Source organism: Phaeobacter sp. B1627 (assembly GCF_006265095.1).
Lineage (GTDB): Bacteria > Pseudomonadota > Alphaproteobacteria > Rhodobacterales > Rhodobacteraceae > Epibacterium.
Genome location: NZ_VCNK01000018.1, coordinates 16983 through 29353, shown reverse-complemented (window position 1 = coordinate 29353; position 12371 = coordinate 16983). Strand labels below are relative to the sequence as shown.

At 61.8% G+C, this 12371-nt stretch carries 9 protein-coding genes; 1 reads left to right on the top strand and 8 read right to left on the bottom strand.

Features of this window, described 5'->3' with window-relative positions; genetic code table 11:
* Positions 1-22: 22 nt before the first annotated feature.
* A complete protein-coding gene (locus tag FGE21_RS10205; RefSeq protein WP_139663190.1) occupies positions 23-364 on the top strand; it encodes a DUF427 domain-containing protein in 342 nt (113 codons plus the stop codon).
* A 783-nt stretch (positions 365-1147) separates the two neighbouring features.
* Here FGE21_RS10205 and FGE21_RS10200 read toward each other — a convergent pair.
* From FGE21_RS10200 to FGE21_RS10165, 8 genes are all read right to left on the bottom strand, one after another.
* Positions 1148-2845 carry a chloride channel protein gene (locus tag FGE21_RS10200; protein ID WP_139663189.1) on the bottom strand — a complete coding sequence of 566 codons (1698 nt, stop codon included), beginning with the start codon at positions 2843-2845 and terminating at the stop codon, positions 1148-1150.
* 87 nt (positions 2846-2932) lie between these two features.
* Entirely contained in the window at positions 2933-4582 is a 1650-nt protein-coding gene (gene recN, locus FGE21_RS10195) for a DNA repair protein RecN (protein ID WP_139663188.1), read from the bottom strand.
* Positions 4583-4603: 21 nt separating this feature from the next.
* Complete coding sequence (locus FGE21_RS10190) at positions 4604-5455, bottom strand: outer membrane protein assembly factor BamD (protein WP_139663187.1); 852 nt, start codon at positions 5453-5455, stop codon at positions 4604-4606.
* Between the two features lie 310 nt (positions 5456-5765).
* Positions 5766-6713, bottom strand: coding sequence for a UDP-3-O-acyl-N-acetylglucosamine deacetylase (lpxC, locus tag FGE21_RS10185; protein ID WP_139663186.1), 948 nt, complete (start codon positions 6711-6713; stop codon positions 5766-5768).
* 197 nt (positions 6714-6910) lie between these two features.
* Entirely contained in the window at positions 6911-8566 is a 1656-nt protein-coding gene (gene ftsZ, locus FGE21_RS10180; RefSeq protein ID WP_139663185.1) for a cell division protein FtsZ, read from the bottom strand.
* Positions 8567-8988: 422 nt separating this feature from the next.
* Complete coding sequence (ftsA, locus tag FGE21_RS10175; protein WP_139663184.1) at positions 8989-10323, bottom strand: cell division protein FtsA; 1335 nt, start codon at positions 10321-10323, stop codon at positions 8989-8991.
* A gap of 1 nt (position 10324) precedes the next feature.
* Entirely contained in the window at positions 10325-11221 is an 897-nt protein-coding gene (locus FGE21_RS10170; protein ID WP_139663183.1) for a cell division protein FtsQ/DivIB, read from the bottom strand.
* A complete protein-coding gene (locus tag FGE21_RS10165) occupies positions 11209-12093 on the bottom strand; it encodes a D-alanine--D-alanine ligase (protein ID WP_255731514.1) in 885 nt (294 codons plus the stop codon). Before FGE21_RS10165 ends, FGE21_RS10170 begins: the two co-directional genes overlap by 13 nt.
* Positions 12094-12371: the final 278 nt, after the last annotated feature.

Sequence of the window (12371 nt, the reverse complement as noted above, 5' to 3'; positions counted from 1 at the left end):
AATCAGAAGGAGGGGGAACCCGATGACCAAGATCACGATCCGCAAGGCCGAAGGCACATGGGTTGTTCGCTCGGGGGGCGCCGTTCTGGGCGAGAGCACGAAAGCACTGGAACTCTGCGAAGGAGATCTGGCGCCAGTGATTTACTTCCCGCGCGAAGACATCGCCATGGCCTTTCTCGACAAGACGGAAAAGACCAGCCAGTGCCCGCTGAAAGGCGACGCCAGCTACTACTCAATCGCCAACAAGTCATCTGTGGCCGAAAACGCGGCCTGGAGCTACGAGACACCGCTTGAAGGCGCAAAAGAGATCAAGGGCCATCTCGCGTTCAAAGTACAGGAGTCGGTCAAGGTGGAGCAGGTCTGAGCCTCTGGCCAGACTACGGACCAGGCCTTGGTGCAGACTACGGACCTTCGGGGTTTCTGACACCCCGGTCGAAACCAGCCACACGCCCAACATGGCGCAACACGATCAAAGCCGGGTCCAGTGGGCCTGGTTTTGACGGGATTGGCTTTTTTGCAACAGTCGGAGAGAGAACGTCGGGAGGCCGCTCCCAAATTTCAAAATCGTGAAACCCAAAGCCGCACCAATGTACGATTGGTTTCGAAAAAATCTGAATTCATGCATGAAGAGACGTCGCCCCGCACAGCTGGTCTGGCTGGTCTGAGCGACAAGTCTTAGCTCGGCAAAACCACATCGCTGAGGCTGCGGCGAATTTTATCGGCCCCGTCCCGGCCCAGAGCATTCTGAGAATTGCATGTGGTTTCAACGACATAGTCTATGAGGGCCGTCAAAGCGGCCCGCTCGTTTTCCTGCTCATTTTTCGCCCTCAAGGACGAGACCTCAGCGAGGCCAGCTGCTAAAGCACGCATTTTTATTGTCCACCCGGTGCCTGGTATCGTTAACCTTTTTTTATAGAAGTGCCCGGATTAACCATTGTTATCAAGTCTAAAATGGTTCTGGGCCTGAAGATAGAATCGATTTCCCGCAATTCAGGGCAAAAGCTCGGCTCTGCCGCGCGACACTGAGTGCCAAAAAATGCGTCAAAAAATGGGTCCGGCGCGTGCAGATTGGACAGCAGAGCAGACATTGAGCACAGCCCATCCCTCCCGGTGCGCAGCTCGACCTACCCGCAGGAGCTTCGGGCAGCTAGCGATGCTCTTCTGCCGATACGGCGACCAAGGCGCGATTGTAGGCTTTCAGCGCATCAAGATGATACAGCATCCCCAGGATCTCGGGCTCTGCCGCCTCGGCCTCCGAGGTCGTGGCAGAGGGGGCGACCACAGGAATACACTCGACCTCCGCGCGGTCAAAGATCGGCAAGGCCGCTTCAAGGGTCACGCCGGAGATGACCGAAATGCCCTCTGCCACCTGCGCGGCCGCCCGCGCCGGATCGATGTCGGACGCAGGCCGCATCACCTTGTCGACCAGCAGCGTGCCCAGAAGATAGGATTGCGGGCCCGCAGCACAGCGCAGGTTTCGCTTTTCCAGCTGGGTCAAAAAGAACGACCGGTCCACCAATCGGGAGGCCAGCGCGGTCGACATCGAGATCGAGACCATGACCGCCAGGCCAATCTGCCAGTCGCCGGTCAATTCAAAAACGATCAGCGTGGTGGAAATAGGCGCCCCGAGCACGGCGGCCGCGACCGCCCCCATACCGGCAAAAGCATATAAAGTATGGGTGCCCGACACATCCGGCAGGGTCGCAGTCGCAATCAGCCCGAATGCCAGCCCCGTCAGGGCCCCGATCATCAGCGAAGGTGAAAACACCCCTCCCCCCATGCGGCCGCCCATCGTGACAGAGACAGCGGCGGCCTTGACGAGGGCGAAGATGATCGCCTGACTGAGCAACAGCTGGCCGGACAGCGCCAGAACGGTGGTTTCATAGCCCACGCCGATAATATGCGGGAACCAGATCGCAATCAGGCCCAGCAGGAGCCCCGCGCCGGCCGGTCGCAACCAGCGCGGAATGTTCAGCGCGATCTGGGCCCAGGATCCGAATTTATCCGCGAGAAAGATCGAATGCATCAGCAGAACGGCGACCACGCCCGAGATCAGGCCCAGCAACAGGAAGGCCGGGAGTTCGACGTAAAACTGAAGCGCGCCGGGGGTGTTGAGCACAAATTCGGTGACATCGCCGTATTCCAGCCGATTGATGACGGTCCCGGCCACGGAGGCAATCACAATCGGCGCAAAGGCATTGACCGAGAAATGGCGCAGAACCACCTCCATGGCGAACAAGGCGCCCGCGATGGGCGCGTTGAAGCTCGCTGAGACGGCGGCCGCCACGGCGCACCCCAACAGATCCCGCCCCGTCACCCCGTCGGCCTTTATCCGGTCGCTGACCCAACTGGATATGACGCCAGCCAGATGCACGACCGGCCCTTCCCGGCCAGAGGAGCCACCGGTGGACAGGGTCAGAAAGGACGCGACGGCAGAAGCCAGCCCCTCGCGGATCTCGACCCGGCCCTCGCGCAGGGCAGCGCCCTCGATCACATCGGCCACGGATCGGACCCGCGCGTCGCGCGTAAAGCGGTTCAGGATCACGCCGACGATCAACCCACCCAGCACCGGCACGATCAGGAGCACATACCACGGCAGGGTAGCGGCGAAGGAATGGAGGTAATCGACATCCTCCGCACCGTAAACCGCCCCTTGCAAGAGTGTGATGCCTTTGCGGAACAGCAACGCGGCAAAGCCCGCCAGGACGCCGATCACCATGGCAATCAGCCAGAACTGAAACTGACTGGGCCCCTGCTCCAGCAAGAGGCGGCGTGCGCCCTTGAGAGCCGCCCAGGAACGGGCGACCACAGAAGCCAGTACAGAAGAACGGTTCAGACGCGCCATCAATGGTCTCCGATCAATCCCTTGATAAATCAGCTTATCACTGTGACCAAGAGGCATATCGGAGAGATCTTTCGCGGGGGTAAACCGTCACTCGTCCAGAAGCAGGGCACGGGCTGCGGCGCGGGCCTCTGGCGTAATGCGGTCCCCGGACACCATCCTGGCGATTTCATCGATGCGCTCTTCGCGATCAAGCGGCACCACCTCAGACAGGGTTGTGCCACCCTTCACAGATTTCTGCACACGCCAGTGATAGGCACCCTGGGCGGCCACCTGCGGCGAGTGGGTCACCACCAGGACCTGACTGCCGTCCGCCAGCGCCTTGAGCCGACGGCCCACGGCATCCGCGGTCGCCCCTCCGACCCCTCGGTCAATTTCGTCGAAAATCAACGTCTTGGCATCATCCTCGCCGCGCAGACAGACTTTCAGCGCCAGCAGGAAACGGCTGAGCTCGCCCCCCGATGCGATCTTGTTCAACGGACCCGCCGGAGCGCCCGGATTGGTCGCGACGGTAAAGGCGACGGCGTCGATCCCGTCCGGCCCGGCCTCTGCCGCAGTCACCCGGGTTTCAAAAACCGCACGCTCCATTTTCAGCGGCGCCAGCTCCGCCATGACGGCAGCATCCAGCGTGGCGCCACTGCTCCGACGCCGGGCGGATAGTCGTTCTGCGGCGGCCGCGTAGGCGGCCTCGGCGGCCTTCAGCGCCTTTTCCTGATCGGCAAGGTTTTGGTCCCCTGCGTCCAGCGCCTGCAGTTTCTCGCGCAGAGCCTCTGCATGGAGCGCCAGCTCATCGGGCTGCACATTGTGCTTACGGGCCAGCGCCCGGATTGCAAACAACCGCTCCTCGCAATCCTCCAGCTCGCCGGTGTTGAACTCCAGCCCCTCCAGAAACCGCTCGACACCATCCTGCGCCTCGCCCAGTTCGATCATCGACCGGCCAAGCGCGGCCAGGGGCGCATCAAGCCCGTCGCCTGCATCACCCGCCACCGCTTCGAGCCAGCGCTGCGCCTCGCCCATTGCCCCTTCGGCGCCTTCGGACAAGAGGCTGTAGGCACGGGCAATATCCCCGCGAATACGCTGGGCCGCCTGCATCTGCCGACGGCGCGCATCGAGTGTTTCATCTTCGCCCGGTTGCGGATCGAGCTGATCCAGCTCGGAGACGGAATGGCGCAGGAATTCCTCTTCGGCGCGCACGGCCTCAAGGGCGCTGCGGGTGACCTCAACCTGCTTGCGGGCCTTGGCGCTGGCAGACCAGGCTGCGCGCACCTCCGCCAGCATCTCACCCGCTGCGGAAAATTCATCCAGCATCGCCCGGTGGCCCCGGGGGTTCAGCAATCCGCGATCATCATGCTGGCCATGCAACTCCAGCAGCGTTTCCGACAGCGCCCGCAGCACCTCGCCCGAGCAGCGGCGATCGTTCACCCATGCCGTTTTCCGGCCATCCGCAGTATTGACCCGCCGCAGAATGAGCGTGTCGCTGACTGGCAGGCCCGCTTCTTCCAGAACGGCGCGCGCGGCGTGCCCCTCGGCCAGCTCAAACTCCGCCATGACCTCGCCTTGCGCTGCCCCTTGACGCACAAGCGCCGCCCGGCCGCGCCATCCGAGCACAAACCCCAAAGAGTCCAGAAGAATGGATTTGCCTGCCCCGGTTTCACCGGTCAGCACATTCAGACCCGGCTGGAACGTCAGTTCCAGATGGTCAATGATCAGAAGGTCACGAATATCAAGAGCGCGCAGCATCGAGATGCCCTGTTGTTGCCGTCAGAGCCATGCGCCCTTGATCGACTGACGATAAATTGTGGCCAGCCAGTTGTTGCCCCGGTCCTTGAGCTTCAGCCCCTGAGAGGTCAGGAGCCTGTAGCTGTCCTCGTACCAATCGGTCGATTGGAAGTTGTGACCCAGGATGGCGCCGGCGGATTGCGCTTCGTCGGTCAGACCGAGCGACAGATAGGCCTCGACCAGACGATGCAGGGCTTCGGCTGTATGAGACGTGGTCTGGAAATCCTCCACCACGACGCGGAACCGGTTGATTGCCGCTGTGTAGTGCTGTTTTTTCAGGTAGTACCGACCGATTTCCATTTCCTTGCCCGCCAGGTGGTTGAAGGCCAGGTCGAATTTCAGGATTGCCGAGGTCGCATATTCGCTATCGGGATAGACCTCGATCACCGTCCGCAGCGCCTGCAGGGCCTGAAAGGTCAGCCCCTGATCTCGACCGACCTCGTCAATCTGATCATAGTAGCTGAGCGCCAGCAGATATTGCGCATAGGCCGCATCCTCATCCGTCGGATAGAAGTCGATATAGCGCTGCGCCGAGGATCGGCTGTTTTCGTAGTCCTTGCTCTGATGAAAGGTGAAGGCCTGCATGATCAGAGCCTGCTTCGCCCACTCGGAGTAGGGATATAGCCGTTCCACCTCAGAGAAAAAGAAAGCCGCATCATCCGCGCGATTTCGCGCCAGTTCGAACTCTCCGCGCTCATAGATCTGAGCAGGAGAGAACACCTCGAGGTCCTGTGCCGCCCTGCGCGCATCACCATCCGCGCCGCCACATGCGGCGAGGGTCGCCATCAGAACGACCGCTCCGATCCCTTTGGCTGCTGCCCTGATGCCGATCATTCCTGCCTCACTTCAACCGTCTCATTCGTCTGCGCGGTGGCGCAGCCCAGGTGGGTCATGGGTCACATGACACCCGGCGTTGCCACGGTCTAGCACATTCATATGATGTGCAAAACGCCTTTCATACCGCTGCTGTTCAATTGGCAGAGAAAGCCCCGGAGGGTCAAGTCTGCATCCAGTTCCCGACCGGCTCCAGTCGTGGGAAAAATGACGGCCCGGTTGCAGATGGACGCTTCTGAAATGGAAAACGGCCAGCGGGTGCCGACCGTTTGCTATAATTCACGTTACTTGGGGCCGAGGCCGCTTGAAATCAGGCGGCCTTGCGCACCTGCTCGGGGATTTCTGACCAGACCAGCCCCTGACCGGGCAGGCGCGCGGTCCGGATCGGATCACAGGTCACCTCGCGCACCGCACCCGGCTCTGCAAAGAGCGCGCGCAGCAGCGTATTGGTCAGAGAGTGCCCCGCCTTGTCACCAATATAGTGCCCAAATAGCGGCAGGCCTGCGAGGGCGAGATCCCCAAGCGCATCCAGCATCTTGTGGCGCACAGGCTCGTCCGAATGGCGCAGACCCGGGCCTGCATGCACGACGGGACCATCAAAAACCACCGCGTTTTCACCAGGTACGCCGCCGAGGGCCAGGCCATTGGATTGCATCGCTTCGACGTCAACGCGACGACAGAATGTCCGGCTGTCACAGAGTTCGCGCGCGAAGGCACCATTGCGCAGATCCAGTTCCCGGCTCTGATTGCCAATGCCCTGTTCTGCGAAATCAATGTTGAACGTCATCTTCAGGCGATCGCAGGGCAGCAGCATTGCGCGGGCTTCGCGGGTTTCCACCAGAACCGGCTTCAGGACTTCCCAGGCGCGAACCGGTGCGCCGAGACGCTGAATGCCGGTGGCCATGATGCCACGCACGAACTGCGCGGAGGAGCCGTCCATGATCGGCACTTCGGGACCGTCGATCTCAACCCGGGCGTTGTGAACGCCACAGCCCGCCAGGGCCGCCATGATGTGCTCGACCGTCGACACGGAGACGCCGGCCGCATTCACGAGGCGGGTGCACAGCGCTGTGCGCTCTACCATGTCCCAACGGGCGGGGATCACGGTATCACCCAGTGCGATATCCGTCCGCTTGAAGGAAATGCCATGTTGCGCTGCGGCAGGAAGCACGACCATTTTGGCCGATGTGCCGGAGTGCAGGCCGATGCCTTCAAATGTGACAGCTGCTTTGAGCGTATTTTGCACGTAGTGCCTCATGGGTTGCTTTTCGGATATAGATCCGTCTCGCCGCTACACCTAAGGAGTCCGCCGCCGAGCTACAATTCAATCTTTGTAACCGAATGAAACATCCCTGAAACCGGTCGGCAGAGCCTCGCTCAGGTAGATGCAAGATGTTGGAACAAAAAGAAAAAAGGCCGCCATTTGGCGACCTTTTTATGCTGGATAGTGAGCGATCAGTTCGCTTGACGGCGCAGAAATGCAGGGATTTCGATCCGTTCCTGATCCTCGTCGTAGGGCTGTTCGGCCTGTTTCGGCTGGGCGGTCTGGACGCTCGGCTGCACCCGCTGCGCGGCTTGAGGGCGGTTCTGCGATGTGTCCTGCGGCTGGCTTGTCATCCGGTTGATCAGAGAATTCAGACCAAAGCGGCGCTGCTCCTGAGCTTCGGCCGTACGCCGTTGCTGTGGTGCCTGCTGGACGGCCACCGGTTGCTGCGGCGCAGGCTGCGGGACACCCTGATGGCGCTGTGCCGCTTCACGCAGACGCACGATTGCATCCTGGGACGGCGTGCCCGGAGCCGGAGCGCGCGGCGCGACAAAGCTCTCGGCCTGAGGGGCCGCAGGCTCTGGCTGCGGCTGCACCTGCGGCTGGTAGGCGGGCCGTGGCAAACCATCGTCGCTGTTGCTTTCGACGACCTCTTCAAAGACATCGTCGCCTGGTTGCGACGCCGCCTGGTCCCCGTTGAACTCGGAGAACAACGACGGCTCCTGACCCGGAGCCACTTCGGCCGCTTCGGCAGCAAGCGCGGTTGCGGCCACCGGCTCTTTCAATTCGAGCGGCGCGGCGCGGTTTTCTTCCACGCTGACGGTCTTTTTCAACGGCGCCGACATCGGACGGCGCGGAACCGGTACGTCATGCACCATCTCGGAGGCATCGATACCGGTCGCCACCACAGATACCCGGATCTTGCCTTCCATCGCCGTGTCAAGCGTCGAGCCCACGATGATATTTGCATCCGGGTCGACTTCTTCGCGGATCCGGTTAGCCGCTTCGTCCAGCTCAAACAGGGTCAGGTCATGCGCGCCGGTGATGTTGATCAGAACACCCTTCGCACCGCGCAGGCTGATTTCATCCAGCAGCGGGTTGGCGATTGCCTTTTCGGCGGCTTGAATGGCGCGATCTTCGCCCTCGGCCTCGCCCGTGCCCATCATCGCCTTGCCCATTTCGTCCATGACTGCGCGGACATCGGCAAAGTCGAGGTTGATCAAGCCGGGCCTTACCATCAGGTCGGTCACACCCTTTACCCCCTGGTAAAGAACATCGTCCGCCATGGAGAAGGCTTCGGTAAAGGTGGTTTTTTCATTCGCGAGACGGAACAGGTTCTGGTTCGGAATGATGATCAGCGTGTCCACGACCTTCTGAAGGCTTTCGACACCTTCTTCGGCCTGACGCATCCGCTTACCGCCTTCGAACTGAAACGGCTTGGTCACGACACCAACCGTCAGAACGCCAAGCTCGCGGGCCGCCTGAGCAATGATCGGTGCAGCCCCGGTCCCGGTGCCGCCGCCCATACCGGCGGTGATAAAGCACATATGCGCGCCTGCCAGATGGTCCACGATCTGCTCGATGCTTTCTTCCGCCGCTGCAGAGCCCACAGAGGGGCGCGCGCCGGCACCCAGACCTTCGGTGACTTTCACCCCGAGCTGAACACGGTTCTTTGCCGCATTTTGCTGCAACGCTTGCGCATCGGTGTTGGCCACGACGAAGTCGACGCCTTCCAGCTCCTTGGCGATCATGTTGTTGACAGCATTGCCGCCAGCACCACCAACCCCAAAGACTGTGATCTTTGGCCTCAGTTCATCCTGTCCGGGCATCGAAAGGTTCAGGGTCATGCTCTTTCCGCCTGTGTTCTAGCCCTCCCGCAAGGGCGTCAGTTGTCAATATTCTGCCTCAATCCTATCGCGACCGACCAGACGCGTCATCCCCAAAATCGCCCGGACCCACAAAATATGGGCCAATTGAGTGGGAATTTATGCCGGATATCGCCATTTTGGCGAAATGTAGCGGGCAACAGGGACCTCACACACAAACGAGGCCAGACCACACCCGCAACTGCAAGCATGCCAGATCTCGTTCTATTATGGTGGCGAACCCCTGCTCGGCCTCGCACATCGCTGATTTCAGCGTATTGAGAGCAATTTTAGCGCAGCCCAAAGCGACTGTCACGGGCAATGTGACCCGCCTGTGGAAAAACTGTGGGCAACCTCTGCTGCCCTCCGCCTGATCGGCAAAACCCTGCCGATCGGTTCCGCCACTACCAGTTGTCTTTGAACCAGCGCACGACCCGACGCATGGAGCCGCCGGACATCCGGTCAACCGGGGCTTCGAAATCCCACCACTCATCCTGAGGATGGGCCGCGAACAGGCACAGCCCGACCGCCGAGGCAAACCCAGGACCGGTGACCGCCTGAGGCAGCCCGTGGACCCGCATCGGTCGCCCTAGCCGCACCTGCTGCCCGAGAATGCGGCTCGCCAGACCATCCAACCCGAGGATCTGGCTGGACCCGCCGGTGAGGACAATCTGCTGACTTGGCAAATGCTCAAACCCGGCCGCATCCAACCGGACCCGGACCTCTTCGAGGATCTCTTCGACCCGGGGACGCATGATGCCGATCAGCTCGGCCCGGCTGACCGTGCGGCGATCCCGCTCCCAATCGCCGGTCTCACCACCAATATCGATCATGTCACGGTCATCGGCACCGGTCGCGTGGACCCCGCCCGACATCGTCTTGATCCGCTCTGCCGTGGCCGTCGGCACCCCCAGCCCCATGGAAATATCGCTGGTGATGTGATCGCCGCCCATGCGGACAGCATCCGCGTAGATCATGTGTTTCTTCATGAAGATCGACACAGAGGTGGTGCCGCCGCCCATATCGATACAGGCGGCCCCCAATTCCTGTTCATCCTCAACCAGCGCCGAAATTCCGGACACATAGGCAGAGGATGCGATCCCTGCGAGTTCAAGATCGCAGCGCTGGACACAGCGCACCAGGTTCTGGATCGCGGTGGCATCAATCGTCAGCATATGCATGTCGACCGACAGCGCCTGTCCCATCTGCCCACGCGGATCCTCGAGGCCGGAGCGGTTGTCGAGTGCGAAATTCACCGGTTGCGCGTGCAACACCTCGCGCCCTGCCCCGTATTCCGGCACCTCGCAGGAGGCAAGAACCCGGGCGATCTCATTCTCGGTGACCTCTTGCCCCTCCAGCTCTACCGTCGATTCCAACCCGTAGGAGCGCGGCATCGCCCCGGAAAAACAGGCGATCACGTGGTCAACCCGGACCTCCGCCATCTTCTGCGCCGCCTGTACCGCCGTCCTGATGGCGCGTTCGGTTTCCTGCATGGCGGAAATCTCGCCGAACTGCACCCCGCGCGAGCGGGTCGTTGCGGCGCCGATCACCCGAAACCCGGATTGCCCTGCCAGCGAGCCGATGGAATTGTCCTCGCTCAACCGGCCGCTGCCATCGAACCGCAGCACCAAACAGGAGATCTTGGAACTCCCGATGTCCAGAATGGCGACGACGCCGCGTTGCATGGCAACCCGGCGCATCTGGCGCATGGCTCGTTGGGATTGATACAGGTCCGTCATATCAATAGGCGCTCTCGTTCAATTGGCGGATCCGCCACCAGTCTTCGACGGCGGGGGCATTCATGCGTACAGTCAGGCGGCTGGGCAACCGCAGGTCGACAACGGCCACGTCGCGTTCCAGCAGGTCCTTGACCTCGCTCACGGCGATCACCCGTTCCAGCGCGGCCACCGGGCTGTCCACCGGCAGCTGAATGCGCTGGCCGCGGTCCAGAACCACGTCCCAACGCCGTTCACCAACGCGGATGAAGCCCCGCAGGCGATCCCCGAGCGGACGCGCGGTGGCAAACAGGCGCAGTGCCTCGGCGGCGCGCTTGTCCGCCCCGCGCCCTGCGATCAAAGGCAAATCCGGATGCAGGCTGCGCTGTCCCAGTTCCGCAACAAATGCGCCCGTCTCATCCAGCAGCGCCAACCCGTCGCGGCTGCGCCAGACGATGGCCGGCTCACGCTCCACCACATCCACCTGCAGAATCCCGCCGGGGCGGATCCGGACAGCTGCGGTTTTCACCGGATCGAGATCGACGATCCGGTCGCGAATACCCGCAAGGTCGAGATCAAAGGAGCTGAGCGGCAGGTCAAGCGCGGTCACCTCGCGGATGTCTGCCGCAACGCTGGGCCCGGCCCCGTCGATGGCCATCACGTTGACCATGAATTCCGGCCGCGTCTCGAAGGCGGCCCGGGCTTCGGTGTAGAGCCCCGTCAGATGATCCCTGCGCGTCTCACTCGCCAGATAGCCACCTGCGGCTGCGAGCATGGCACAGACGGGCAGACCAAACCGGAGCCCGGTGCGTATCCCCGGCGTCAGCATCCAACGCTGGATCCGGTACTTCAGTCGCGACGGCGCCGGATCTGCCCTGGTCTCCGCCCGTCCGGCCCCCAGACGGGAGGTCAGCGCTCGCATGAGGCGTCCTCCACCAACCAGGCGCAGACCTGACCAAAGGTCATGCCGCAATATTCCGCCTGCTCCGGCGTCAGCGAGGTCGGCGTCATGCCCGGCTGGGTGTTGGTTTCCAGCAGCACCAACCCCTCCGCGCCGCGTGTCTCATCCCAGCGGAAATCCGTCCGGGACACGCCCCGGCAGCCCAGCACAGCATGCGCTCTGACTGCATAGTCCAGACAGAGGGCGGTGATGTCCTCGGGAATATCCGCCGGGAGCACATGACGTGACCCCCCTTGGGCGTATTTCGCTTCGTAGTCGTACCACCCGTCAGTGAGGATATCGGTCACACAGAGGGCGCGGTCGCCCATGACGGTGACGGTCATCTCCCGTCCCGGTGCATAGGTCTCGACCATCACCTGCGCGGGCATCGCATCCGAGAGCTGCGGAGGCGTGTTGGCGGCGTCACGGACGATGTAAATCCCGACGCTGGAGCCCTCATTGTTGGGTTTCACCACATAGGGTGGAGCGATCACATGCCGCGCCATCACCTCCGCCTTGTCGGCAATCACACTGTCCACAACCGGCAAGCCCGCGGCGCGATAAGCCGCCTTTGAGCGATCCTTGTCCATTGCAAGCGCCGAGGCGAGCACCCCCGAATGCGTATAGGGCAGGCGCAGCCACTCAAGGATACCCTGCACGCAGCCATCTTCGCCCCAGCGCCCGTGCAGGGCGTTGAAGACCACATCCGGTTCAATTTCCTGCAATTGCTCCACGAGATCCGGGCCCGCGTCGACCTCGACCACCTCGTAGCCTTCGCCCCTCAGTGCGACGGCGCATTCACGCCCCGTGGACAGCGACACCTCGCGTTCAGCAGAGGGGCCACCCATCAACATCGCAACCTTCGGGAGTGTTCTACTCGCTCCACCCACGATCACTGCCTCAATCATATCCGGGCGTTTTCGCCCTCTTATTGGCGGGCGCTTGCGCCCTTTATATGGAGCGGAGCCGTTGTCCGGCCCTCGCATCACCTGTCAGTCGAACCGAAATCAGCCGATCAGATCTGCATCCCTTTTCGGCGTATCCTCATCCGCATCTTATTCACGCGCGCCCAGATAATGACTAAAACCTTACGGTTTCATTAACCAAAGTTACGATGTCACCGTTCGATCAC